The organism is Shinella zoogloeoides (genome assembly GCF_033705735.1).
Taxonomy (GTDB): domain Bacteria; phylum Pseudomonadota; class Alphaproteobacteria; order Rhizobiales; family Rhizobiaceae; genus Shinella; species Shinella zoogloeoides_A.
In genome coordinates this window covers 204,649-225,515 of the sequence record NZ_CP131131.1, presented here as the reverse complement: position 1 = coordinate 225,515, position 20,867 = coordinate 204,649, and the positions used below count along the sequence as shown (strand labels likewise).

At 61.0% G+C, this 20,867-nt stretch carries 31 protein-coding genes; 3 read left to right on the top strand and 28 right to left on the bottom strand.

Annotation, left to right across the window (positions count from 1 at the left end; translation table 11 throughout):
* The first annotated feature begins 120 nt into the window (after nt 1-120).
* The gene (locus ShzoTeo12_RS18660) at nt 121-750 is read left to right on the top strand and encodes a hypothetical protein (RefSeq protein ID WP_318913512.1); all 630 of its coding nucleotides are present in this window, start codon (nt 121-123) and stop codon (nt 748-750) included.
* 368 nt (nt 751-1,118) lie between these two features.
* Here the strand turns inward: ShzoTeo12_RS18660 and ShzoTeo12_RS18655 are convergent, their stop codons facing one another.
* The 3 genes from ShzoTeo12_RS18655 to ShzoTeo12_RS18645 are packed head-to-tail and all read right to left on the bottom strand — an operon-like array spanning nt 1,119 to nt 2,862.
* Nucleotides 1,119-1,625, bottom strand: coding sequence for a hypothetical protein (locus ShzoTeo12_RS18655; RefSeq protein WP_318913510.1), 507 nt, complete (start codon nt 1,623-1,625; stop codon nt 1,119-1,121).
* The gene (locus ShzoTeo12_RS18650) at nt 1,625-2,362 is read right to left on the bottom strand and encodes a hypothetical protein (protein WP_318913508.1); all 738 of its coding nucleotides are present in this window, start codon (nt 2,360-2,362) and stop codon (nt 1,625-1,627) included. Before ShzoTeo12_RS18650 ends, ShzoTeo12_RS18655 begins: the two co-directional genes overlap by 1 nt.
* A 56-nt stretch (nt 2,363-2,418) precedes the next feature.
* Nucleotides 2,419-2,862, bottom strand: coding sequence for a phage tail terminator-like protein (locus tag ShzoTeo12_RS18645; RefSeq protein WP_318913506.1), 444 nt, complete (start codon nt 2,860-2,862; stop codon nt 2,419-2,421).
* A 20-nt stretch (nt 2,863-2,882) separates the two neighbouring features.
* On the opposite strand from ShzoTeo12_RS18645, the gene ShzoTeo12_RS18640 reads away from it, so the two are divergent.
* Nucleotides 2,883-3,080, top strand: coding sequence for a hypothetical protein (locus ShzoTeo12_RS18640; RefSeq protein WP_318913504.1), 198 nt, complete (start codon nt 2,883-2,885; stop codon nt 3,078-3,080).
* Here the strand turns inward: ShzoTeo12_RS18640 and ShzoTeo12_RS18635 are convergent.
* The 12 genes from ShzoTeo12_RS18635 to ShzoTeo12_RS18580 all read right to left on the bottom strand — a co-directional run bounded on the left by ShzoTeo12_RS18635 (nt 3,037) and on the right by ShzoTeo12_RS18580 (nt 12,658).
* Nucleotides 3,037-3,495 carry a hypothetical protein gene (locus tag ShzoTeo12_RS18635; protein ID WP_318913503.1) on the bottom strand — a complete coding sequence of 153 codons (459 nt, stop codon included), beginning with the start codon at nt 3,493-3,495 and terminating at the stop codon, nt 3,037-3,039. The two genes, ShzoTeo12_RS18640 and ShzoTeo12_RS18635, sit on opposite strands and share 44 nt — an antisense overlap.
* Nucleotides 3,495-4,547 (bottom strand): phage minor head protein, encoded by a 1,053-nt coding sequence (locus tag ShzoTeo12_RS18630; protein ID WP_318913501.1) that lies wholly within the window; start codon nt 4,545-4,547, stop codon nt 3,495-3,497. The genes ShzoTeo12_RS18635 and ShzoTeo12_RS18630 overlap by 1 nt, the downstream gene beginning before the upstream one ends.
* Nucleotides 4,547-4,723 (bottom strand): hypothetical protein, encoded by a 177-nt coding sequence (locus ShzoTeo12_RS18625; protein ID WP_318913499.1) that lies wholly within the window; start codon nt 4,721-4,723, stop codon nt 4,547-4,549. Before ShzoTeo12_RS18625 ends, ShzoTeo12_RS18630 begins: the two co-directional genes overlap by 1 nt.
* 25 nt (nt 4,724-4,748) lie before the next feature.
* Nucleotides 4,749-5,105 carry a hypothetical protein gene (locus ShzoTeo12_RS18620; protein WP_318913498.1) on the bottom strand — a complete coding sequence of 119 codons (357 nt, stop codon included), beginning with the start codon at nt 5,103-5,105 and terminating at the stop codon, nt 4,749-4,751.
* Nucleotides 5,105-5,599, bottom strand: coding sequence for a DnaT-like ssDNA-binding protein (locus tag ShzoTeo12_RS18615; RefSeq protein ID WP_318913497.1), 495 nt, complete (start codon nt 5,597-5,599; stop codon nt 5,105-5,107). Before ShzoTeo12_RS18615 ends, ShzoTeo12_RS18620 begins: the two co-directional genes overlap by 1 nt.
* 3 nt (nt 5,600-5,602) lie before the next feature.
* Nucleotides 5,603-5,944 carry a hypothetical protein gene (locus ShzoTeo12_RS18610; protein WP_318913496.1) on the bottom strand — a complete coding sequence of 114 codons (342 nt, stop codon included), beginning with the start codon at nt 5,942-5,944 and terminating at the stop codon, nt 5,603-5,605.
* 63 nt (nt 5,945-6,007) lie between these two features.
* Nucleotides 6,008-6,988, bottom strand: coding sequence for a DUF2184 domain-containing protein (locus tag ShzoTeo12_RS18605; protein WP_318913494.1), 981 nt, complete (start codon nt 6,986-6,988; stop codon nt 6,008-6,010).
* Nucleotides 6,989-6,991: 3 nt separating this feature from the next.
* Complete coding sequence (locus ShzoTeo12_RS18600) at nt 6,992-7,471, bottom strand: hypothetical protein (protein WP_318913492.1); 480 nt, start codon at nt 7,469-7,471, stop codon at nt 6,992-6,994.
* 3 nt (nt 7,472-7,474) lie between these two features.
* Nucleotides 7,475-8,608, bottom strand: coding sequence for a DUF2213 domain-containing protein (locus ShzoTeo12_RS18595; protein WP_318913491.1), 1,134 nt, complete (start codon nt 8,606-8,608; stop codon nt 7,475-7,477).
* A 294-nt stretch (nt 8,609-8,902) separates the two neighbouring features.
* The gene (locus ShzoTeo12_RS18590) at nt 8,903-10,744 is read right to left on the bottom strand and encodes an anti-CBASS protein Acb1 family protein (protein WP_318913489.1); all 1,842 of its coding nucleotides are present in this window, start codon (nt 10,742-10,744) and stop codon (nt 8,903-8,905) included.
* A gap of 8 nt (nt 10,745-10,752) precedes the next feature.
* Nucleotides 10,753-12,222, bottom strand: coding sequence for a phage terminase large subunit (terL, locus tag ShzoTeo12_RS18585; RefSeq protein WP_318913488.1), 1,470 nt, complete (start codon nt 12,220-12,222; stop codon nt 10,753-10,755).
* Nucleotides 12,173-12,658, bottom strand: a complete 486-nt coding sequence (locus ShzoTeo12_RS18580; RefSeq protein ID WP_318913487.1) for a terminase small subunit — start codon at nt 12,656-12,658, stop codon at nt 12,173-12,175. The genes terL and ShzoTeo12_RS18580 overlap by 50 nt, the downstream gene beginning before the upstream one ends.
* A 21-nt stretch (nt 12,659-12,679) precedes the next feature.
* Between ShzoTeo12_RS18580 and ShzoTeo12_RS18575 the strand changes: the two genes are divergently transcribed.
* Nucleotides 12,680-12,919 carry a hypothetical protein gene (locus ShzoTeo12_RS18575; RefSeq protein WP_318913486.1) on the top strand — a complete coding sequence of 80 codons (240 nt, stop codon included), beginning with the start codon at nt 12,680-12,682 and terminating at the stop codon, nt 12,917-12,919.
* Between the two features lie 231 nt (nt 12,920-13,150).
* On the opposite strand, the gene ShzoTeo12_RS18570 is transcribed toward ShzoTeo12_RS18575, so the two are convergent.
* The 13 genes from ShzoTeo12_RS18570 to ShzoTeo12_RS18510 form a co-directional block, all read right to left on the bottom strand.
* Nucleotides 13,151-13,303, bottom strand: coding sequence for a hypothetical protein (locus tag ShzoTeo12_RS18570; protein ID WP_318913485.1), 153 nt, complete (start codon nt 13,301-13,303; stop codon nt 13,151-13,153).
* Between the two features lie 29 nt (nt 13,304-13,332).
* Nucleotides 13,333-13,530, bottom strand: a complete 198-nt coding sequence (locus tag ShzoTeo12_RS18565; protein WP_318913484.1) for a hypothetical protein — start codon at nt 13,528-13,530, stop codon at nt 13,333-13,335.
* A 760-nt stretch (nt 13,531-14,290) separates the two neighbouring features.
* Nucleotides 14,291-15,058, bottom strand: a complete 768-nt coding sequence (locus tag ShzoTeo12_RS18560; protein ID WP_318913483.1) for a hypothetical protein — start codon at nt 15,056-15,058, stop codon at nt 14,291-14,293.
* Complete coding sequence (locus tag ShzoTeo12_RS18555; RefSeq protein WP_318913481.1) at nt 15,055-15,504, bottom strand: hypothetical protein; 450 nt, start codon at nt 15,502-15,504, stop codon at nt 15,055-15,057. Before ShzoTeo12_RS18555 ends, ShzoTeo12_RS18560 begins: the two co-directional genes overlap by 4 nt.
* A complete protein-coding gene (locus ShzoTeo12_RS18550) occupies nt 15,501-15,944 on the bottom strand; it encodes a hypothetical protein (protein ID WP_318913480.1) in 444 nt (147 codons plus the stop codon). The genes ShzoTeo12_RS18555 and ShzoTeo12_RS18550 overlap by 4 nt, the downstream gene beginning before the upstream one ends.
* The gene (locus ShzoTeo12_RS18545; protein WP_318913479.1) at nt 15,932-16,150 is read right to left on the bottom strand and encodes a helix-turn-helix transcriptional regulator; all 219 of its coding nucleotides are present in this window, start codon (nt 16,148-16,150) and stop codon (nt 15,932-15,934) included. The genes ShzoTeo12_RS18550 and ShzoTeo12_RS18545 overlap by 13 nt, the downstream gene beginning before the upstream one ends.
* Nucleotides 16,147-16,587, bottom strand: coding sequence for a helix-turn-helix domain-containing protein (locus ShzoTeo12_RS18540; RefSeq protein ID WP_318913478.1), 441 nt, complete (start codon nt 16,585-16,587; stop codon nt 16,147-16,149). The genes ShzoTeo12_RS18545 and ShzoTeo12_RS18540 overlap by 4 nt, the downstream gene beginning before the upstream one ends.
* A complete protein-coding gene (locus tag ShzoTeo12_RS18535) occupies nt 16,584-17,078 on the bottom strand; it encodes a hypothetical protein (protein ID WP_318913476.1) in 495 nt (164 codons plus the stop codon). The genes ShzoTeo12_RS18540 and ShzoTeo12_RS18535 overlap by 4 nt, the downstream gene beginning before the upstream one ends.
* Nucleotides 17,075-17,374 carry a hypothetical protein gene (locus tag ShzoTeo12_RS18530; protein ID WP_318913475.1) on the bottom strand — a complete coding sequence of 100 codons (300 nt, stop codon included), beginning with the start codon at nt 17,372-17,374 and terminating at the stop codon, nt 17,075-17,077. Before ShzoTeo12_RS18530 ends, ShzoTeo12_RS18535 begins: the two co-directional genes overlap by 4 nt.
* On the bottom strand, nt 17,371-18,051 hold the full coding sequence (locus ShzoTeo12_RS18525) for a hypothetical protein (RefSeq protein ID WP_318913473.1): 681 nt from the start codon (nt 18,049-18,051) through the stop codon (nt 17,371-17,373). Before ShzoTeo12_RS18525 ends, ShzoTeo12_RS18530 begins: the two co-directional genes overlap by 4 nt.
* Nucleotides 18,051-18,650: an HNH endonuclease gene (locus ShzoTeo12_RS18520; RefSeq protein WP_318913472.1), complete on the bottom strand. Its 600-nt coding sequence runs from the start codon at nt 18,648-18,650 to the stop codon at nt 18,051-18,053. Before ShzoTeo12_RS18520 ends, ShzoTeo12_RS18525 begins: the two co-directional genes overlap by 1 nt.
* Nucleotides 18,650-20,014: a replicative DNA helicase gene (locus ShzoTeo12_RS18515; protein WP_318913471.1), complete on the bottom strand. Its 1,365-nt coding sequence runs from the start codon at nt 20,012-20,014 to the stop codon at nt 18,650-18,652. The genes ShzoTeo12_RS18520 and ShzoTeo12_RS18515 overlap by 1 nt, the downstream gene beginning before the upstream one ends.
* A gap of 98 nt (nt 20,015-20,112) precedes the next feature.
* Nucleotides 20,113-20,847 (bottom strand): DNA-methyltransferase, encoded by a 735-nt coding sequence (locus ShzoTeo12_RS18510; protein ID WP_318913469.1) that lies wholly within the window; start codon nt 20,845-20,847, stop codon nt 20,113-20,115.
* Between the last annotated feature and the right edge of the window lie 20 nt (nt 20,848-20,867).

Sequence of the window (20,867 nt, the reverse complement as noted above, 5' to 3'; positions counted from 1 at the left end):
GCTCTGTCGCGCCGATTTAACCGCGTATCAATCTCACTGCGTTAGGCTAGACTCCAACACAATCTTGGGTAATGTCGCGAAGAAACTTCTTCTCACTCCAAATCGTCTTACGCGGATAGCATGTCAGCCAAGCCAACCACTCAACACCCTCCGAAGAAACAACGTATCCTTGGGTTTGGAAGTGGAGGGGTGGAGATTCCGACATCTCAGTCGTTCCAGGAAGGTCTCGTAATTGCGGGACATGGGCCCTATATTCCAATTACGCCGCCGCAAGCGGGAAGCCCTAAGAAGCAGGAATCAACCGTGACAAGGGAAGAAGTCGACGCAAAACTCGAACGCACCGAAGCAAAGGTCGAAGCCACAGTTTCGGAAATGAAGGCAGAGTTCGCGAAGTTTGAGACTGAGATGGTAAAATTCCGCTCAGATATCTCCTCTGGGATTTCTGAGATGAACACCAATGTCGCCATTTTGAAGAACACTCTCCCGTCAAAGGGCTTTCTCGTTGTGACTGCGATTTCCATCGTCGCCGTCACCATCGCTATCCTAGCATTGGGAGCGACACAGTTTGGCAACGGCATTATGGCGTCCTCTGCCTCCGTCAGTCAGGCCGTTAATGCTGAGAAGGTAGCCGTTGAGGCGCAGCGGATTTCCGCAGAGAATGCGACTCAACTCAAGAGTATTTCCGAAAGCCTCGGTGCGATCGCAGTGAAGTTCGAAGCGATGCAACGCGAGCAGGCGCCGCAGCAATAACGGATGCCCCTGCCCGTTTTGACAACCCCACCTTCCGAGGTGGGGTTTCGCGTTTAAGGCTTCTTGTTCGCCTCCCGCTGCGCCTCCCGCCATTTGCGAGTGCGGCGAGATGGGTGGTTACCTTCCTCGATGAGGAAACAGCGCATCGAACAGGCGAGCGGTAAGCGGACGCTTGGAGACCTCGACCTTAGGAGCTTCCTTGCCCTCTGCAGCCTTGGCTGCGTCCATAGACCTCCGCTTGATGTCGAGGGCGATTATCGCGTCGAGTTGCCACGGCAGAAGCGAGATTTCGCGAAGGTCGGCCCAAGCCTTGATTTCGCGAAATCCGAGGGCATTTAGACCGAACCCGTTTCCCTGTCGCTGACTGTCTAACTCTCGGAACCAGTACCAGACTTGTTCCCCGGCCGACGGGATTTTGATTTGCTTGCCGTCGGCTTGGTCAGCGACGAGCTGGCAGAGGCGTTCGATGAGCTTGTAGCGAAAGGGCTACGGCGCACCGCCCGCGCCTGAGCCTGCTCCATGAACATGCGGAATCGACCAAAGAAGGTTCGCGCATTCTCCTCAGAGAAGGGAACTTCCTTGCCGCCGATTGCCGGGTTCGGGCTCCAGTGCGTCACGACCTTGGAGAGGAAGGCGACCATTCTTTCGTCTTCCTCGTCCTCAGCCGTCTGAAGGCTCCCCTTCTCCTCTGCACGAGCTGCAAACTCGGCGGCGACCGATTTCATCGCCTGCCGAGCCCGCTTGCTGTCAGGGCCGACCATTCCAAGCTTGAGGCCGATTGGCTGGCCTACCTCGTCGAGAAGGTCGAACTCGATGCCGGCCTCCTGCGCTTGGACGAGTGCATCGAACCGATCAAGAGAGATTGCCTCAGCCATTACGCGCCTCCAGTAGCGGCCACCGTAACGATAGCGCTGTTGATTTCGATGTTGCCCGAGATCAGGCGGGCGGTGTTGGCGCCGCCACCATTCTCCTGCGCGGTCATGACGATGCCATAGAAGAGCTTCGTCGTACCGGTCGGGACAGTGGTGGCGGTATGCGTGCCGCTCTGGGTGCCCGTCGTCGTGATGGCCGAGCCGCCCGGCGTAGCCGCTACGCTGAACGCATCCGTGGTGGGGCTCACGACATAGTAGGTGGTACCGGCGGTCAGGCCGGCCGGAAGCGCGCCGGTCGTGCTGAACTTGACCGGTGTATCCGCGGCGAGGCCGTGAGCGGTCCAGGAGATCACGCCAGGCGCTGCGATCGTCATGGTCACCGCCGACGTTGCCGGAGCCGGAGCGTCATCAAAGGCGAGCTTGAACGGGAAGTTATGCGCCGTCGCTTCAGCGGCGATGAGCGCGATCTGACCGTCATCCTCGGGCAGGATGATGAAGTTATTCTGCATCGAGCCGGCGTTGCGGGTGCCTTTCGCCTTCAGGTCGCGGCCGGAGGAGATCACGGATTCGGTGATGAGCGTGGCGGCATCGCCGATTGCGCCCATGGTCTGCCAGCCCTTGATTTCGGTCCAGACGGTGGAAGCGAACAGCGCCGCCGTCATGTCCTCGTCGTCGGGCACGTCATTGACTGCCGGGCCGATATAGATCTTGGCACCGGCAACCGGATAAAGCTGAGCCATGGCTCATTCCTTTCTGTCTGATTGCGCTTGCCGAAGGCGCTGGGACGGCAGGCCAATCAGGCCGGAACTCGTGGGTAGCAAGCCCACCGAATTGTGACTGGGATCGTCACATGGGTATCGCCAACGACGAAGACGCCGATCTCCGGGTCCTCATCGATCCTGACAAGCGCGGTGTCTTTCGCGAAGCGCGTGCCTCGCTTGAAGTGCGCCCTAATCTGGGCAGCGATATCCAGGCCTCGGGCATGTGTCGTGCCGTTAGGCCACGTCACGTTCGCACGCATGAAGCCTTGGCGGATCGGGTCCATCTCCAGTGAGAGATCCGTCTCGATCGATCTGTTGAAGTGGACCTCGAGACTGACGAACGGCTTGGCTGCCTGCGGAACGAATTCAATGCCGGGATATGCGACATTGCCGGCTGCGGTCCACCCCGGAGGAAGGGGCCACGTACCGAAGTATTCCATCAGGCCGCGAAAGATATTCTCTTCAACCGTTGCCGCCATCCGTGCTACTCCGTCAGTCCATGGCCGAACAACCGCTCAGCGATCGCGAGATATTTGCCCTGCTCGATCAGGCCGTTGACCTTTTCCGGGGGCAGAAGGCCGAAACCGAAGGCGGTGAGGCCGTGATGGAGATGTTCATCAAGAACACCGACTTCATCCAGCGCGCGATGCTGATCATGCTGGCTGAGAACCGCCCTCAAAGCGGGAACGAACCTTAGCCTCTGCCTCGGCCACGATTTGCGGCCACCGCTGCGCGACGGCATCGACAAAGCCGAAACCTGCCTGATTGTAGACACGCCCCAAGCTATCGGTCCCGACGAAGCCGTAGTTCATGCGCGCTGCGTATCCAGCCTGAAAACCGAGATAGACGGTCGAGCCTAGCTCGGCCCCGGCGATCAACATCTCCACGCCGCTATCGGAAAACTCCTTCTGCTCCGGCTTCACCGTCGGCATTTCGGCCGTCGATGCCATCAGAGACCGGCGAAGGTGGCCGAATTTGACCGGCATCCTCCCGCCTTCCGCAATTGGCTTTCGCACCTCATTGGCTACCGTCTGCGCAGCAGTCTGGAAGATCGCCTCAGCGCGATCCATCTCCGCCCTGCCCCATTCCCCGATAGTGGCCGCGAAACTCATCAGCGCCCCCGTGAGCGGGCGTAGGCCTCTGCAAAATCGTAGTCGTATTCGACGTCACACCGGCAGCCGATAATCTCGGCAGCGCCAGCACCAAGCGAAGTGTCGCCCGGGTAACGGAGCAACGCGCCGGAAGGCGACTGGAAGGCGAGATCCATTCCCTGCACGCTCTGCCCATTCAGAACCATATGCGTGTGCCGCACGCGCCTGTCTCCAGCCGACCGCCACTTGCGGGTGACCAAGCTTGCATCGCGGCCCATCTTGTCGAGGCCCTGCTGAAACGCCTCGTGCTTTGCGGCCATGACCGATGTCATTGTCTCAGTTCTGGCCACCATCTCACCGCGGAGCTTCAGGTTCCGGTCTCGCAGTCGCATCAGCACCTTTTCGAGAGTGGCCTTATCCAGAGGCTTCCCGGCGTCGATAGCGCGCCGCACGGCTCCATCCAGCCGTTTATCGCGGGTCTTGAGCGTCAGATACTTTCGCATCAGTTCGGGATCGCCCGAGAGAAGGTTGATGCGGGTGCGTTCGATCAGCGCCGCCTGCTGGGCGTTCAGTCCGATAACTCCGCCTTCCCTCTTGCCCGTGATGCGGCTCTGCCGGCCGACCAAGTCGAGGGCAATCGTGCCAGGCCCCTGTCCTTGGGCATAAGCTGAGACGATGGTCTCGCGCGCAGCCTCCCGCGTCTGCTGCGTGATCCCCTTGATCATCGTCGAAGATAGATCGCGGATGTTCGCCTCGGCCCTTTGGTTCTGGACATCCCAGCGGAGCACGACTCGCCCGCCGAGCGGGTCGGATAGGCGCGGCATGTCTTTGACGACCAGAATGCCGCCAGCGTTGTAGGCCTGCCTCAGCGCCTCAGCGAGCGGGCGAAAAGCCGCCTCGTCGATGTGTAGGGCTTCGATTGCCCCTTCTACATCTCGCCGTTCCAACCTCTCCACAATCTCGCGAAGCACGATCTCGGACTTGATGTCCTCGACCGCCTCCAGAAAGGCCCGCTCCATCTCCGGGGCCAGCCTGTCGATCAGGTCAAGAAGCTGCTGGCGTAGCGTGGCCATCAGTCGGAAGGCTTCTCAGCTTTCTTGACGGTTTTCTCGGCGGCAGGCGTATCATCCTTGATGATCGAGCCGAGCCCAAGCCGTTCGATGGCCTTTGCCTCCGACACTGGCAGACCGGTCAGCATCTTTCCGGCCTTCTGGCTCTTGTAGTTCTTCGAGAGCAGGACGTTGGTCATGCCGAATTCCTTCCGTTGTGGCCGTCTAGCGGCGCGACTGAATTTCCCAGAAAACCACCAGCCCGGCGGGCGACAGCGGCTTGACGTTGATGATGGCGTGCTCCTCGCCGCCGATCACCACCATGTCGGCCGTGCTCGGCTCGATCGAGAGGCCGGCGGTCGAGAGATACACAAGCTTATCGCCCCGCATGATGAGCGTTCCGTCGATTTTGTCGTCGGTGTATTCCATGACGGCCAACTCGCAGGCGTGGTCAGTTATGGTCGTCACCGGGTCGTAAGGCGGGCCGCTTGTCGTGGTGCGTCGGATGGCACCAGTCTGGCCGAACTTGGCGATAAGACGCTCAGCCGTGGCGCGGGTGCGTGCGTAATCGAAGGTGCCCATCAGACGACCATTATGCCCGGGAGTACCGGCATGAGCAGCGGCCACAGCATGCCTTCAATGAGGGTGACGACCGGCGTGGCGAGCGCAACCAGGTCATCAATGCTGGCGGTCTGGCTGACGCTGTATTCTACTTCGATCTGGCCGATCTTCTCGCGCTTCACGGTCGAGGTTCCGGTAACGACGGGGCTCAAGGAGCCGGGGTTCGTCAGTTCCAGCCATGCGGCCTCGTAGCTGGCGTTGATCACAATCTCCGGTATCTGATCGCTTCCGATAGGCTCACCCCACTGTGTGGAGGCGTCTGTGCGAGGCCAGGCACGATCCTGAGCGAGACCGCCAGCCCTGCGCCCGCTGAACCGCGGCTCGTATCGATCGATCACCAGAGAGCCACGTTGACGCGCTGCGGCAATCTGAGGCTCAGTCGCATCCTCGGGAATGACATAGCCCGCCGCAGCCCAATAGGCCGAAGCCCCCTCATTCGTGCCGTAGCCAGCCATAGGTTACTCCGCCAGCTTCTCGTCGATCTTGGCCTGCAGTTCCTCGGCGCTCCAGCCATGATAGGGCTTCTTGCCGACGATCTCGGCATAGTCGGAGCGCAGCTTGGCCAGTTCGTCGGACTGATCGGCCGGCTTGGAACCGCCCTTCTTGCCGTCTTCGTCGTGGTCCAGCGGATCGCGCTTTGACTGGCCTTCGATGACCTTCACGGCCATGCTGGCTTCGAGGAGTTGCAGATAGTCACCCGAGAACTCGCCCGACACCTCGCCGAAGGCCGGGAGGCGGATCATGCCTTTCGTGCTCTGCAGGTCGTAGGGCGAATTGGTGAGGTTCTTGACGGTGATCATTTGCAAATCCTCGTGAAAGAGAGGCGAGCGGCACGAATGCCGCCCGCATGGTTATGACGGCGATCAGGCCGGCGGCTGGCTGATCTGATCGAGATAGCGCATCGCTACCGTCGTCAGCAGTTCGACGCCGCCCGTGCGGAAGATGCCCGGTACAGCGAAGTTCAGCGGGCCATCCTGGTAGACCGGCAGGAAGCGATGCGGCATCGGCAGGTGCAGGCGCACATACTCGGCATCGTTCTTGTAGGCGACGAGGCGGCCGGCAGTGCCAGCGGCATCGCCCGTGCCGAGTTCGCGAACCGTGCGGATCGTGAGCGGGCGGCCGGTGGTCAGGGTGTAGATGTTCGTCCGCATCACGAACGACAGGATCGTTTCCATCGTCGTCGCGCTGTAGGGCGTGGCGGCGATGTAGTTGTAGGCCTCGATCGGGAGCAAGATGGTGTCGGCCATCTCGATCTCCTTGGAGTCGAGCCAAACGCCCTGAAGCGCGATGTTGATGTCGCGGACGATCTGCGCCGGGGTCTTCTGGCCGACGCCGGACGAGTCCACCCAGTAGCGGGAAGAACCAGTACCGTCGTTCGGCGCATCGGTCTTGGTGACACCAGAGTAGTTGATCAGGCCGCCGAGACCTTTCTCGGTGTTGCCCTTGAGGGTCAGGTCGTACATGAACTTCATGTAGGCCAGACGGGCGGCACGAGCGCGGCGATCCGGCAGGTTGGCGCCGGGGAAGCCCATGGTCGTGTTGACCTCTTCGATATTCCACTGGTAGCCGATGGCCGCCAGATGGAAGTTCTTGGTCTGGTAGTCCTGGCTGACGTCGGCCATCGGCACGTCCTTGGCACCGCCAGCCTGCCAATTGGCGCGGCCGCTCATGTCGGACGAGTACGTGAGGACGCCCGGGGACCACTCGGGGCCGGAGGTATCGACGAAGATCAGGCGACCGAAATCCCAATCGGGATAGCGGGCCTCGTAGACGGTCTGATTGACCTTGTAGGCCTGCGCGGTGACGAACGCGAGGGCCTGCGCGTCGTTGAAATGCTGGTTCATGGCTTAGGTCCCCGAGACAGAGAGCGAAGGAACCGGACGACGATAGCGAACGAGGCCGATGGCGCCGGATTTGCCGGCAACCTCGAACTGCGCGCCCGGGATGGTGACGACCGTCGCGGACTGTGCCGCACCGGTCCAGGTCTTGTTCGCCGTGTTCCAGCGAGCGGCAGCGCCCGCCGTGACGTCGGCACCGAGCAGAACGCCGATGACGCCGGATTCGCAGATGGCGACATTGTCATACTGCGCATAGGCATCCCCGGTGTGGGGCAGAACCTGCGAGGCTTCGGTGATGCCGATCACATTCTCGCCGTTCGTGGCGGTGATCTCGACGCAGGTATGCTCACCCGTGCCGGGCTTCACCGGAACGCCGAATCCAAGGGTGCCGGAGCCTTCCTTGGTACGGGTGATGGCATTCCATTCCTCCATGTTCGCCCGGCGACCGAGCGCATAGGAGGTGAGAGTGTCCTTGAACGTGAGTGCCATTGCTTAGGCCTCCTTCTGATTGCGCCAGGCGTTGATGTCGGTGACGCTGTCCGACCACGCCTTTTCCGAGGCGGTCGCGCCGTCAAGTGTCTGCTTGAGACCATCCTTGACGACCGCGGCGAACGGATCGGCCGGCTTCACGTCCTTGGCGATGGCCTTGAACATGCCGGTGATCATGTCGTCGGAAGCGTCCTTGATCATGTCGTCGCCGAGCTTGGCCTTGACTGCGGCGCGGCGGAGGTCGGCATCGCTGCCCTTGATCTCGATCTTGGCGTCGATAGCCTTCACGGTCTGGACGAGAGCGGCGCGGTCGGCGACGAGTCGATCAACGTCCTCGGGCTTCAGTGCGGCGTCCTGCGCCTTCTTGAGATCGGCCTTGAGGGTGCCGATCTCCTGATCCTTGGCAGCGATGGCCGCAGTGTGGGCGGCATCGTTGGCAACGATCTTGGCGGCAGAGGATTCGAGATCCTTCTGCAGTTTGGAAATGGCCTGGGCGCCCTGGTCGGTCGTCTGAACCGACAGTCCGTCCACGACCACAGTCCGAAGTGCTTCAGTCATGACGACTGTCTCCTTGTCAGTGGTAGATACCGGGGCGGCGCCCCACGAAATCGCACCGTCGCCGATGCGAGCTTTGGAACCAGCCCGCGCCCGATCGACGATCGCGAGATGGTTGATCTTGATGTTCGATTGCTGGGCGTCGTAGGCCTGCCCATCGGGAGCCACACCGTCGCCCCAGACGAGTTCGCAGGTGTACCCGGCCGACAGCTCGCGCTTGCCGGTCTCGACGGCCTCGATCGCCGCAGCGTCCTTCAGGATGAGCGGTAGATGCACCCACTCGCCGTCCTTCTTGGCCGCCGTGCTGACCTCGCCAACGGCGAGCTTCTTCCAGTTGTCGGCAGTGACCGCCTCCGCCGGGTGATCCATGGTCACCGGGGCATGGGTGAAGCTCTGAAGGCTGGCGTCGGAAAAGACCTGATCGGCGGGGCGGTAGACGCGCACCACGGGCAGTTCCGGTTTCCCGACCTCGGAGCCCGCGTAAAGCTGGATGCCGGTGCGCACAGACCGCGCTTCGGCGACGAGATATCCATCGGCCGTCCGACGCGTGCCGGACACCGCTACAGCGTCGGTGAATTGCATGATCGTTTCCTTAGATGCCCGCTGCGGTCTCGATTGCTGCCCGCTTGCAATGCTCCCATGCCTTGCGGCACAGCCTGTCGAGCCTCACAGCCTCAAGGCGCTCCGGTGATCCTACTGGATAGACCCAGAACCCATTGTTCCCGAAGCGGCGCTTGTAGACCCGGAAGAGCCGGTACTTGCGCCGTCTCAGCCGAGAAGACACAGCCATCCAATGCGACCCGCATATCCACTCGCTGCAATCCGGCTTTGTCGTTCGCCGGCAGAATGGGACGCAACAGGACAGGCGCTCAGCCATCAGTCCTCGCGAAGCTCTTCGAAGATTTCCGGGCCGAGTTCAATCTTACCCCTGTACGGCTCGACGCTGCTCAAGTCTGGGCCGCCTGCCGCATAGCTGATCGTTACGTGAGGCTGGTAGTCCTCCCGGTCAGACGATGCGCCGTTGCGCTTCATGTCCTCATGTCGCCATGACAGAGCGCTCGACGCGAACGAAAGCACCTTGGCCTCGCCATTGTCGCCGAATGCTTCCATGAGGCGCGGGCCGCCGGCCGGGATGGTCAGTCCGCCCTTGCCGTTGTCCGACCAGTTGTCGCCCATCTTCATCCAATCAACCGGTGTGCGGCTGTAGGTGATGGTCACGTGCAGGTCGGGCACGATATCGGTGAAGCCCTGCCCTTCGGCCCACTTGATGACCTCGGACGCGTTCAGGACGTCACGGCGGACGTAGAGCGTGCGAGGAGCGGCGTCATTAGTCTCAGCTGACATCTGGGCCACGTTGGCGGTCTTCGCTTCCTGTGCGGCTGTTGCGGCGGCTAGCTCCTCTTCGGAGGGTTCCTGCTCGCTCAGCTTGCCGTATTCCTCGATCGCGGCGTCGAGACCCGGCAGAACGCCGTCCTCGACTAGCCGATTGACGAGAGCGTCGGACACTGCCTCGCGCGGCACGATCTCCTGGCCGGCCGTCGTCCCCACCAGCTGGCGGGCGGCATCGGCCGTGATCTTGAAGATATCGGCCCGCTCCTTCTCGCTCATCTGCTCCAACGGTGCCCAGCGATAATGCACATCGGGATCGCGGACATCGGCCGATCGCTCGAGACATTCATCGAGCCTCACCATTGCAGGTTGAAACTCCAGCTCCTGCATCGACTGGATGCGGTCGTGGTAGTTCTTCATGTCCGCCGTGCCGGTCGAGTTCAGGCCGGCCGGCGACTGCCCCAAAAGGCGCGTCACCGGGATATCGGCCGCACCCGCCACGATCTGCAGGAAGGTCATCAGGACATCGGGGAGGCCCGTGAGCTGTGCCGTCTTCGTCTCATACTCCTCCTCCTTGTCGAGGAGAAGCGTGCCGTTTATGCCCTTGGCCGTGTTGGCGAGCGCGTACCTCTCCAGCAGTTTGTTGCGATACTCCGCCTGCCCCAACGAGGCCATGAAGTTCGGAATGCGGATGATATCGATCTTCGCTTCGAACACGAGGGAAGCGATGTTGCCGGCCGTGCTGTCCGCGTTCTTAATCGCATCGAGGGTGGACTGAAGAACGCTATCGCCCCAACCCTGCCAAACGTTCGTACTGATCTCGTCATCGGCGGGCATCGCCCCTGAGAACAGCACCAATCGCGACGGATGGATGGTGATCTGCTGCCCATTGTTGCCGGCCAGCGTGTAGTTCATCGGCTTCCCGAACCATTCGGACTCCGGGTTGCGATCGATCTCGCCGGCATTCAGCCGGCGCCGAGTGATCACATTGAGATAGCGGACGCCTCCCTTCTTGATGCGCTCCACATCGAGCGGTTCGGCAGGATTGGCGTCACCTGTCCCGATATAGACGGCAGCACCACCGAACAGGCGCCCCTTCTTCGCCGCCTCAAGGATCTTGCCCTTGACGTTCAGGCGCTTCTCTTCCTCCTCGATGGCCTCAATCTGGGGCTTCTTCGCCTGCCAGTCTCGCCACTTGCGGCACGCATCCAACGCGGGGATATCCACGATCTTCCGCGGCAGCCAAGCGGTGCTGTAGGCCGCGATAAGCTGCTCGTCCGATAGGACCGTGCTGGCATAGAAGGTGGTGGCTGCCTTGTCTCGGTCAGTGCCCATACGGGACACCAGGCTCGTGAGGCTGTCACGAGCGAAGGCGAATACGTTTCCCATGGGCTTCCCTAGACGTTGGCAAGAGTGAAGGTGGAGCCGAGCGCCAGCTCGTTCAGAGCATCGGCGAAGGCATCGACCTGGTCGTCATGTTGCGAGTTGGGGAACGAGCACACCTCATCGAGGAATGCCTTGTTCCAGTTGCCCCGCAGAAGCTTCACGTTCCCAGCCTCCGCCTGGGCCGATGCTGGCTTGGCTCGAGTGGCCTTGTCACCGGTTACGGGTTGGGCCTTCACATCGTAGCCAGCGAGAAGCTTGATCTTCGTATTCGCGTCGGCCTTGCCAGCGGCACCCGGATCCTGCGGCATTCGGATACGCACGTTCTGGCCATCCTGTGTGGCCGTGTTTTTCAGGTTCTTCTCGACGTCGCCGGGAGACCACCTGTCCCGCTTCACGTCTTCGACATAGAAGACGCCGCCGATGTGCTTCATCTTGAGCCCGACCGTCCAGTCCGGTTGCTTGCCGGGCGTCTCTTTCGATGCCGCGAAGTCCCAAGCGCGGCATTCCTGCCCGCCTGCCGGAACCGCATCCACAATCTCAAAGTCCCCCCGCTGGAACATACCGCCAGAGCGAGGCGCTGGGCGCTGCTGATACTGCCCGGCATAGGCATAGCTGCCCATGTCGCGCTTCAGCTTCTCCACTGCGTCACGCGGGAAGCGGACGGGGTCTAGAAGCTCGCCTTCTTCCTTGCGAGGGTCCGTGAACCCGATCTCCGTAGAGCAAGCCCGTTCCGGCTCGAATTCCATCGGGAGCATGAGATGGACGTATTCCATTCCGACTTCGTGGATGACGCCCGACACGTCCTCCTCGTGCAGGCGCTGCATGATGACGACGATTGCCGACCGTTCCTGGTCGTTCAATCGGTTCTGCGCGCCCTCGCGGAACTTTCGAGTGGTGGCCAGCCGGTCGGCTGCTGATTCCGCCGTCTCGGTCGAATGCGGGTCGTCTATCACTAGCCGGTCGCCGCGCTGGGAGGTCAGAGAGCCGAACGGCACCCCTTCCCGCGTCCCGGTCTTCGTGTTCGAGAACGATGTCTCCCCGGTGCGGTTCAGCTCGACCTCGGGCCAGAGGGAGCGATACCAGTCCGAGAGCATGAGGTCGCGGCACTTACGGGTGTCGCGCTTCACCGGCCCATCGTTGAACGACGTGGTGAGGTATCGCATGGACGGAAGCCCACGAGGCCCCCACTCCCATGCCTGCCACATGACCGAGACCAGCAGTGACTTCGAAGAACCCGGCGGGACGTTGATCAGCAGCCGGTTGATCTGACCGTCCGTCACCGCCTCCAGATGGGCGCAGATCGCATCGATATGCCAGCCATGCGTATATTTCGCCGTAGGCTCCAGCACATGCCATGCCTCACGAACGAAGCCAGCCAGGGTTTGGCAGCGCGCCCGTATGCGCTCCGCATCCTTGGCGAGCCTTTCGCGCTCACGCTCCGCTGCTCTCCTCACTTCCTCCGCTCGGATCGCTCGCATCATCGTCGCCGGCTCCACCGGCAAGAGGACCGAAGATGGCCTTGAGTGCTGCAAGCTCATCATCCGTTGCGTTGGTCAGGTCGATCGGAATAGCACCACCACCCGGTCCGGACAGTTCGCGCTTGGTCGGGGCATAGCTCCCCTGCATCTTGTTCGCCTCTGCGATGGCAGAGATGGCCACACGCGCGTCTTTTTCGGCTTCCCTGTCAAAGATGCTCTTGAGTGCCGAAAGCCTGTCAGCGGCCGTCCACTCGGCTTTCTCGGCTACTCGACTCTTGATCTCGTTCACACGTTGACTGACGTTGACATTTGTTGACAACCTAGAGGCGGCTGTCCTGTCACCCTTGTAACCAGCCGCCGAGTATGCGTCAGTTGCGGTCATGCCCTTGGCGAGTGCTTGGGCGAACGCTTCATGCCGTGCATTTTTCAGGACTGGCATGGGCTAACCTTGGGGCGAACAATGGAAAAGAGTGAAATGCTACCAACTACAATGCTGACGATTGCCGCCGCTGGGGGCGGGCTCGACATCGACTGCAGCAAGCGTGTGCTTCTGCCCGACTACATGGAGAAGATCGCGGCCGCTGCGGCGGCGAGCGGCAAGCACCCTCAGATCATCTTCCGAAACGTTGACCTATTGCTCCCGAACACAGCGGAAAAGATTGCCAAGGCAGGCCAAGGGTGCGTTGTGTTCGTCGTCTGAAGCCCCTGTCTCTACCCTCCACCGAGGATACAGCGAGAAGCATCGGGTCGACTCTGTCGGCTTAAGCAGGCATCCTGCTCCAGCTTGAACCAGAGGGGTATTGCATCATGGCTCGGCAGCTTGCCCTTCTCATCGTCATCGGCATTCTGGCTTACGCCTGCTTCTGGATGGCATGGCGGTGGTTCTGAGAAGCCGGACCTAAGCCCGGCTCTCGTTTCGGGTATGCGGGGGTTAGGCGGTACTTCGCGCCAGTTGGATGGCGATCAGCGCGCCCTGCACGTTCGGCCACGCGTCATAGCCACCAGAAAGGATCATCTTGGCGACGGTCGGGTTGACCTGGGCCTGAGCGGCAGCTTCGCGGGCGAGTTCGATGTCCGAGCGCATGCTGGTTCCTTTCTGCTGGGGTGGAGGGGTTAGGCGAGCAAGGCCCAGACGAGCCAGGCCAAGAGCGAGGCGACAGCGGCCATCAAGTAGAAGCCGAACGAGATCACGGCACCCGCGCCGAACCGATCATTCCCCATGTCGCGGCTCATGAATGCCGCAGCACCAAAGGCAAGGAGCGTGATCAGAGCTGGGATAAGCCACCAACCGAACTCAACGGTGAAGGTCATCTCTTCAACCTTTCGGGAAAGTCAGCCATATGAAGACGAGGTTCGCAGCCGTTGCCGCGATGAGGAAGCCCAGCGGCGTCATCGCTCTCTCCTGAAATGAGAAACCCGCCACCGGGTGACAGACCGGGGCGGGCTCTCTGGCGTATCTTCCCGCGGAAGATGGGTGAAACTGGAGCGCCGTAGAGGATTTGCACCTCAGACTTGGCGAACGATCCAGAAGGGCGATCAACTCCAACCAAATCGCCGTTGTGCGACTAGCGCGGCGCATTCTGTTACGGCTATGCCGTATGGGGTCGGGAAGGCGAAGAGACAGAAGCGCCTCGCTCTTGTTCCAGCCCAGACCTTTCGGAACGGGCCTTCCCGATCTCGTTTGCCTTTCGGCGAATTCATCCCGGCAAGCCGAACATAGGAGCGTTCGCCGGGACCGGCCATCAGCGGCCTTCGATCCGGGCAGCATCGCTATGGCCGCGCTCTGGTCGGGAAGGAACGGCAAGGAACATTCTCCGTCTGCCTGTGCGAACCGGCTCCGCGCCGTGCCCGCCTTCCCGAATACGGTGCCTTGCGGCGAAACTTCGAGGCTGGGGCTTCCCCACTCCGCGCCGTAGACCGGTATGACGACCCGTTCCGCGCCTCGCTATCAGGCTTCCGTCCTGCGGCATCGCCGTAGCAGCAACTTGCCTGCCGGCTATCGATGTCCCTCGCGTCCGATTTGCCGGAGACGGTGCGGAGGTGAGCCGGGCCAACACCCGGCGCTGGGTAACTATGCCGCGACAGCCTTTCGGGCCTCGCGGAGCCGCCGCTTGCGTTCGTTCCGGTACGATCGCCAATCGAAGATGGCGTCTTCCTTCGCGAACACCGTGTCCCGATCCCGCTCGAAAGTGGGGCCTTTGTGCTCCGGTGCGTTTGCTGCGACGTTATCCGAAATGTGCTCCAAAACAGGGCCAACAGGCAACACCCCGAAATCGTCCGTTTGAGCATTCTGTGAGCTTCCCCGAACAAGATACTGTTCGATAACAGCAATCGCCCTATCTTTCCGTCGCGAACCGGTCATCTCGTGGATGCCTTCCGAGCGGCACCAGGTCTTGAAAGCCACATCCCTCTGCGTCCTCCGATGGAGCGTGACCTTGCCGAACTTCTTGGTCTCTCGGATTTTGGTTTTCTCCGCATCGAGGGTTCCGACCTTGGACGCGGCCCATGCCCAGAGAGCGCGGCGGTTTCCTTCATCGGCAACCAGGGTGATCAGCTCGTTGGCCAGCTCCCACAGACGCACATCGTTCCGACTGATGCGATCCTCCAGCGAGGCCCAGAACTCGGTGCGCCATTCGTTCAAAGGATCATCATCCGCATGGAGGAATTCCCTCTCCCTGCCCTTCCTGATGCCCGTGGCGCGTCGGCTCTTGATGTCCTGCTCGGAATGGAAGAACCCGATGGATTGGCCCTTGAGCCTCGCCGGCCGCGCATTGATCGGCAGACGGCTATCGATGAATGCCGCCTTGATGAAGAGGTTCGCTATCTCTGTCTTGTTCACTTCTTCGCCGCCTTTCGCCTTGCAAGGGCATACTCGCGCCCGACCGTTGGAACGCCATCTGCATAGTCTTCTGGGAAGATACCATGCCCGCAGCTCGGGCAGGCCGGAACGACTTTGCGCCGCCGCCACACTTCATCGACCTTCTTGGCGGCGAGAGAACGGCACTGGAAGCGGCTGGCCTCGTCAATCTCGTCGGCGCGCTTGTTGATGTCCTTGCAGGCCCTGTCGTACTGCTCCACCAGAACTGTGAAGGCGTCGAATGGGTCAACGTCCTTCTCGCAGTCCTTGCACCAGATACGCCGTTCCTTCGGGTCATAGGTGAGCCGAGCATGCCGGCAGGACGAGACCGGACGCCTTGTCATCCCTCGCGCCACGCGCAGATCCCCAATATCAACGACGGTCGTTCCGTAAAGGTAGGGCTGCTCTTCGATTGGTTCGTCACTCATGCCGCTCGCCTTTCGTCGAAGAGATCGCCTTGTCCTGCGTTCGGGCCGAACCTACGCACCACTCGCTCTGCCAACATACCTACCAGCGCGAAACGCTGATGGCGAAGCCTCTTGGACACTACCTGCAGTTCGCCCACAGGAGCCGCGTCAAAACATTCGAGCCATTCGGACGGCTGATGTTCCACGATGCCCGCAAATGCCTCCACGAGGTCGCTGACGGCCCACAGGAGGTTTTTGTCGATATACCCCTGGTTATTCTCGGTCTCCGCAACCGTGGTCAGCACCATGCGGAAATGGTTCTCGCCTTTGGTGGCAAGAATCCGATCAAGGGTAATGACGGCCCGCGTCTCCCTGATGCCGGGATATGACCGGCCATCAACGATGGCGATGCCGTACTCCTGGCAGATCGTGAAGACGCGAGGATCGATCAAGTAATCCACCCCTTGCGAAGGCAAAATCCTACGATGCCATGTCGGTTATAGGTGCCGGTGACAGCCTTTGCCCGATCCAAACGACGCTCAATGGCGCGCCGGCTGATGCCGAGGATTTCGCCAATCTCCTCGCCCGTCTTGCCGAGGGAAAGCCAGCGGATGGTCTCGAGCTGCGGCGGTGTGAGAGGGCAACCCTGCGGGACTTGATCGCTCATAGCTTGCCCTCCCGCTTGCGGGTCTCGACCTTATCGATGGCGTACCAGATGCCGGTGTGATCCCGCTTGCCGAACACAGCCGCAATCTCAGGCAGCGATGGCGACGGATTGAGCAGGTTGCGCAACTCCCACATTAAGAGGTGCCGTATGGGAATCAGGTTCCTATGCCTCGTTGGGCCAACTATGTCGTTATAGTTCGCACCCAACTCCACACAGCGTTTGAATACATGACGGCTGAGCCGCCCGATAGGCATGGTGAGCTTCCACCGTTCCCATGCGCGGACGTGATGGTCCTGCTGGACGCCTACGAATGGTGGCGGATCTGATCGGACGGTCTCGCGAACTGGCTTCCCCATGAGCCTGCGGCGGCGCTCTATGGTAGAAAGGCGATAGTTCTTCGGGTCGAACGGCTGGGTGGTAAGAGGTTGCCAGTTCATGCCGCATGCCCCTTCAGGCCGAGCGAGCGATCAAGCTCCTGCATCGTCGTTTTGAAATCGCGGTGCAGGATCGCGATGCCACCCTCCTCGCTCCAAGCCTTGGTATTGCGTTCGAAATCATCGATCAGGATGTCCCCGACCTCATGCATGAAAAGCGGCTTGTTACGGCCGCCCATGACAGGAAGGACCACGGCTCTGGACGAGAGGTGCTCCCGAACCCAAGCCCGCTTCTGCCTCGCCACATGGGCGTAGTTCGATTTCGGGCATGCCGTGAGGATTATCGGCTCCAGCCAGGATATCCCGTCGAAGAATGCCTTAGCGCCCTCGCAGACTGGCATATCGCGGAAATAGCTCGGGTGTGCATTGATGGTGGCCCACATGTCGTCGTCGAGCAACGTCCGGTGATCTACGCCGAACAGGGCGGGGAAGTGGGCGTCGAAGTCGGCCATCACGCCGTCGAGGTCCAAATAGATGCGTGGGAAATCGCTCATGCCCTCACCTGCTGCTTTCTCTCGCCCTCTACGGGCCGTGTCTTGAAGAGGAGTTCCGCACGGGACTTGGCCGTGCTGTGGCCGTCGAAGCGCTCGCCTCGGATCTCGTGGCCGTTCATGAAGGCGACCATGTGCCGAAGGCATTCCTCCGCGGCTTCCCCGCGGGTGTTGAAGACCTTGGGACGATCGCCCTTGCCCATGACCGGAGCCGGATGGCTGGCGCGGCAGAGCCGGATCATTGCCCAGTAGCCCAAGCCGCTTGGGATAGGGTGAGGATACGCGACGTAAGCGTTCATGCTGCCTCCTGATAGAACTGATTGACCGCGTACTCGCCCCACTGGTCGGCCATTGCCGATGCGATCCCGGTGAAGAACCGGGACCTCTCTTTCCAGCGATCGGGGCCGGGCGGCATCCGGTGGACGCGAGCTTCGCGGCCAGCGACAATCTCGGTCGGTTCCAGCTTCGGTAGCCCGCGCAGCCAGAAGCAGGTTCGCTTGACCTCCCCATGGCCGAATTGCCACGGCTGAACGGACTGCGCCGGCTCTTCGTAGTTCTCGATGAGAGCCTTGGCATGCCGGTGCATGACAGGGTTCTCGACGCAAACACGATCGACAGGCGCGTTCCAGAAGGCAGAGAATAGTTCGGCACCTTCTCGCAACTCTTCCTGCATCTGGTCAGTGGTTTTGCCCGGCGGCGGCACGGACAGCCAGCGGACACCGCTGTTGCAGAGCCGAGTGCATGGCGGGTGCGCGACAATCAGCATGTCCCAGCCGTCGTTCAGGATGTCGCGAGCATCGCCGCGGATGTGGCGATTGCTTCCATTCTCAGCCGGCAAGAGGTCACAGGACCAAGCGTCATGGCCGCGATCGATGAAGGCGTTACGAACCGTGCCGGAGAACTCACAAGCGACAAGAACGCGGAGAGCGCGTGTCATGCTCCGGCGGACATGCGTAAAAGGAAGGGAGCCTTGCATCACATCAGCCTCCCTTGATCCTGCGCTTGAAGGTCGGTGAACATCGTCTTTGCCCCCTCCCGACCGTGGTTCTCATGGAATCCATGCTGTCGGCGGGCCAACTCACGGGCAGATTTCGCCTCGTCAATCGTGTCGAAGTAGCCGAGATGCTTTTGGCGACCTTTGATAGTCACGTATGCTCGCCACTGGCCCAAAGCCTTGAACCAGGCCACGCCCGTTGTCCCGCTGGAATTGTCGGAGCGTCGGCAGGCATTCTTTACCCGCTCTCCATAGGAAACCGAGCGGAGATTGCTCCAGCGGTTATCGTCATGGATTCCGTTCTCGTGGTTCACGTCATCCGGGAATTCTCCAGTCTGCATCAACCAAATAATCCGGTGCGCCAAAAAGCGTTTGCCTCCAATCGCCACTCGCACATAACCGTAATTGTTCAGGCCACCGGCCGGTTTATCGGCAAACTTTGAATTCCAAACCTTCCCCGCGTTCTCGGTGGCAAAATCGGAAAGAGGTCGCGCGCGCCAAGAGAGGACGCCGGTCTCAGGGTTATATGCGAACAGCCGCCGAAGCGCGCTGGCGTCAGGGAGTAGATAGTCGAGCTTCATCAGAAGAACCTCGCTTGATCGTCTGCACTGAGGTCTTCAAAGGAAGTTCGCGCACCATTCCACCGAACCTCTTTTCGTTGAGGCCAGTGAGTGTGGCGTGATAGTGCCAGGATCACTTCGGCGCGGCCCCGCACGCCCGACATCACTTCTTCCCATACAGGATGAAGATCAGAGCCTTCCGACGGCTCCAGCTCTTGAAGGATTGGTTCAGCGCGATACGGGATGATCACCGCATTCGCATCCTTCTCACAGGAACCATAGATATCGGCGTATTTCGGCCGGCGACCGATCGCCATCTGGTAGGTAGCCCGGCTCATCTTCCGGTCTTCGATGGCAAAGGTGTTCTTCTTGAGCTGCGCAGCGGCGACAACCGGGAGACGGAAGCGGTTCGCAATCAGCTTGAGGCGCTTGGTGATGTACGGGCCGAGTTCGACCTCGGACAGCTTGCCCATCTCCCTGTCGCGCTCCACGAGGCCGATATGGTCGATTATGGCCATGCCGCCGGGATGACGCTTGGCGAAGTCCTTCAGGTCGCGCTCGATCTGGCCGAGCGTCATACTGTCGTCGCGGATGAACACCCTGTCCTGCCACGTCTCCGCATTCCGGCGGGCCGTCTCAAGCTGCTCATATTCGCGTTCAGACACCTTGCCGCGGATCTGGCGCCACGCTTGGATATCCGTCACGCGGGAGAGCGAACGGTGGGCAAGCTCTTCGATGCCCATCTCGCCGGAGTAGACCCAGACCGGATGGCCGTTCGATGCCGCGCCGTGGATGATCTGTTCGATGAGACTGGACTTGCCCTGCTTGGTGCCGCCGCCGATGACGATCAACTGGCCGGGAAGGAACGGCCCCACCATGTCCATCAGGAAGCGGATGCCGTAATCAACACCGGCCACGCCGCTGCCTCTGTAAGCCGTCGCGGTGGATTCCAGCGCGCGCTTGGCACCATCGGCGAGCGTCCGAGCTGTAGAAGGGCCATTGAGGGCGCGGATGATGTCCTCGAAGCGGTTCCGCAGCGCCTCGACCTCGTCCATGATTTCGAGATCAAGGGAGAACGCCGCATCTTCCATCTTCTGGCCAAGAGCCACGAAAGCGCGACGGGCCGCGCAGTCCATGATGCCATAGGCATAATCGGGTGCATTAACGACCGTCACAGCGTTGGCCGCGAGGCGCGCGAGATACTGCGGCACGGTCATGTCTCTGACCTGGCCTGAGGGCACGTACGACTTGACCGAAATCGTCGTGATCACCCGCCCGGCCTTCCGCAGATCGAGCATCGCGTCGAAGATGTCGCGGTTGATGGGCTCGTAGAAGTGGCTTGGCTCCAGCGGCACGCGGATCGCGTCGAGAGCGTCGTTGTTCATGAGGACTGCACCTAGTAGAGCCTCCTCAGCGTCTATGTTCGCCGGCAGTTCCCGCCGTGCCGTGCCATGCATGGACATGTCTATGGATTGATGGGCGTTCATATCGCCTCCGAGAACATGTCTGGTTTGTCATAGGCGGCGGCTACTCGCGCCACGGCCATGTCAAAGAATGGCTCGTGGATTTCGATGCCGATGAACTTGCGACCGAGGTTGAGGGCGGCAAGTGCCGTTGAACCGCTGCCCATGAATGGATCAAGCACCAGATCACCGGGCTGGCTGGAGTTTCGGATGTACTCAGCCATGAGATAGACCGGCTTTTCGGTCGGATGGCCCGTCACCTTGTCGATCCCGCCGCGCAGCAGCTGCTTGGATGACGGATCGTTGATCGTCCGAGCCTTGCCCTTCCAGAGGTACAAGGTGAACTCCAGGTTCTTCATATACCAACGATTGGCGGTAGGGCTCACCTTGTCCCAGACGAGAAGGTTGTGAAACTGGAATCCCGCGTCCAGAGCCGCTTGCGTGAGCGGGTGGACGTTCTTGTCATTGGCCATGACGTAGCAGTCCGCATCGTCGGACAATGCCGCATACAGGGTCGTCATCATCTCAGGGAACGGGACGGTCGCCGCCACGATCTGACCGTCGTTGGTGTAGCGCTCTGCCGAGAAGATGCCAGACATAGTGCCGACACCCTTGGAAGGACCGCCTGTCGTGAGCGCATAAGGCACGTCGCTGACGATGAGGTCGGCCTTCTGCAGCTTGGGCATGATTTTCATGGCATCGCCAAGGATCAGTTGGCAGTTGCCGATGGTCTGAAGGCGCTTGATGTGACTCACGCCGCCTCCTCACGCCGCTC

Bases quoted from the DNA above. Each gene is read 5' to 3' on its own strand.
- ShzoTeo12_RS18660 (WP_318913512.1), top strand. From the start codon at position 121: ATGTCAGCCAAGCCAACCACTCAACACCCTCCGAAGAAACAACGTATC.
- ShzoTeo12_RS18655 (WP_318913510.1), bottom strand. From the start codon at position 1,625: ATGGCTGAGGCAATCTCTCTTGATCGGTTCGATGCACTCGTCCAAGCG.
- ShzoTeo12_RS18650 (WP_318913508.1), bottom strand. From the start codon at position 2,362: ATGGCTCAGCTTTATCCGGTTGCCGGTGCCAAGATCTATATCGGCCCG.
- ShzoTeo12_RS18645 (WP_318913506.1), bottom strand. From the start codon at position 2,862: ATGGCGGCAACGGTTGAAGAGAATATCTTTCGCGGCCTGATGGAATAC.
- ShzoTeo12_RS18640 (WP_318913504.1), top strand. From the start codon at position 2,883: ATGGCCGAACAACCGCTCAGCGATCGCGAGATATTTGCCCTGCTCGAT.
- ShzoTeo12_RS18635 (WP_318913503.1), bottom strand. From the start codon at position 3,495: ATGAGTTTCGCGGCCACTATCGGGGAATGGGGCAGGGCGGAGATGGAT.
- ShzoTeo12_RS18630 (WP_318913501.1), bottom strand. From the start codon at position 4,547: ATGGCCACGCTACGCCAGCAGCTTCTTGACCTGATCGACAGGCTGGCC.
- ShzoTeo12_RS18625 (WP_318913499.1), bottom strand. From the start codon at position 4,723: ATGACCAACGTCCTGCTCTCGAAGAACTACAAGAGCCAGAAGGCCGGA.
- ShzoTeo12_RS18620 (WP_318913498.1), bottom strand. From the start codon at position 5,105: ATGGGCACCTTCGATTACGCACGCACCCGCGCCACGGCTGAGCGTCTT.
- ShzoTeo12_RS18615 (WP_318913497.1), bottom strand. From the start codon at position 5,599: ATGGCTGGCTACGGCACGAATGAGGGGGCTTCGGCCTATTGGGCTGCG.
- ShzoTeo12_RS18610 (WP_318913496.1), bottom strand. From the start codon at position 5,944: ATGATCACCGTCAAGAACCTCACCAATTCGCCCTACGACCTGCAGAGC.
- ShzoTeo12_RS18605 (WP_318913494.1), bottom strand. From the start codon at position 6,988: ATGAACCAGCATTTCAACGACGCGCAGGCCCTCGCGTTCGTCACCGCG.
- ShzoTeo12_RS18600 (WP_318913492.1), bottom strand. From the start codon at position 7,471: ATGGCACTCACGTTCAAGGACACTCTCACCTCCTATGCGCTCGGTCGC.
- ShzoTeo12_RS18595 (WP_318913491.1), bottom strand. From the start codon at position 8,608: ATGCAATTCACCGACGCTGTAGCGGTGTCCGGCACGCGTCGGACGGCC.
- ShzoTeo12_RS18590 (WP_318913489.1), bottom strand. From the start codon at position 10,744: ATGGGAAACGTATTCGCCTTCGCTCGTGACAGCCTCACGAGCCTGGTG.
- terL (WP_318913488.1), bottom strand. From the start codon at position 12,222: ATGATGCGAGCGATCCGAGCGGAGGAAGTGAGGAGAGCAGCGGAGCGT.
- ShzoTeo12_RS18580 (WP_318913487.1), bottom strand. From the start codon at position 12,658: ATGCCAGTCCTGAAAAATGCACGGCATGAAGCGTTCGCCCAAGCACTC.
- ShzoTeo12_RS18575 (WP_318913486.1), top strand. From the start codon at position 12,680: ATGGAAAAGAGTGAAATGCTACCAACTACAATGCTGACGATTGCCGCC.
- ShzoTeo12_RS18570 (WP_318913485.1), bottom strand. From the start codon at position 13,303: ATGCGCTCGGACATCGAACTCGCCCGCGAAGCTGCCGCTCAGGCCCAG.
- ShzoTeo12_RS18565 (WP_318913484.1), bottom strand. From the start codon at position 13,530: ATGACCTTCACCGTTGAGTTCGGTTGGTGGCTTATCCCAGCTCTGATC.
- ShzoTeo12_RS18555 (WP_318913481.1), bottom strand. From the start codon at position 15,504: ATGAGTGACGAACCAATCGAAGAGCAGCCCTACCTTTACGGAACGACC.
- ShzoTeo12_RS18545 (WP_318913479.1), bottom strand. From the start codon at position 16,150: ATGAGCGATCAAGTCCCGCAGGGTTGCCCTCTCACACCGCCGCAGCTC.
- ShzoTeo12_RS18540 (WP_318913478.1), bottom strand. From the start codon at position 16,587: ATGAACTGGCAACCTCTTACCACCCAGCCGTTCGACCCGAAGAACTAT.
- ShzoTeo12_RS18535 (WP_318913476.1), bottom strand. From the start codon at position 17,078: ATGAGCGATTTCCCACGCATCTATTTGGACCTCGACGGCGTGATGGCC.
- ShzoTeo12_RS18530 (WP_318913475.1), bottom strand. From the start codon at position 17,374: ATGAACGCTTACGTCGCGTATCCTCACCCTATCCCAAGCGGCTTGGGC.
- ShzoTeo12_RS18525 (WP_318913473.1), bottom strand. From the start codon at position 18,051: ATGCAAGGCTCCCTTCCTTTTACGCATGTCCGCCGGAGCATGACACGC.
- ShzoTeo12_RS18520 (WP_318913472.1), bottom strand. From the start codon at position 18,650: ATGAAGCTCGACTATCTACTCCCTGACGCCAGCGCGCTTCGGCGGCTG.
- ShzoTeo12_RS18515 (WP_318913471.1), bottom strand. From the start codon at position 20,014: ATGAACAACGACGCTCTCGACGCGATCCGCGTGCCGCTGGAGCCAAGC.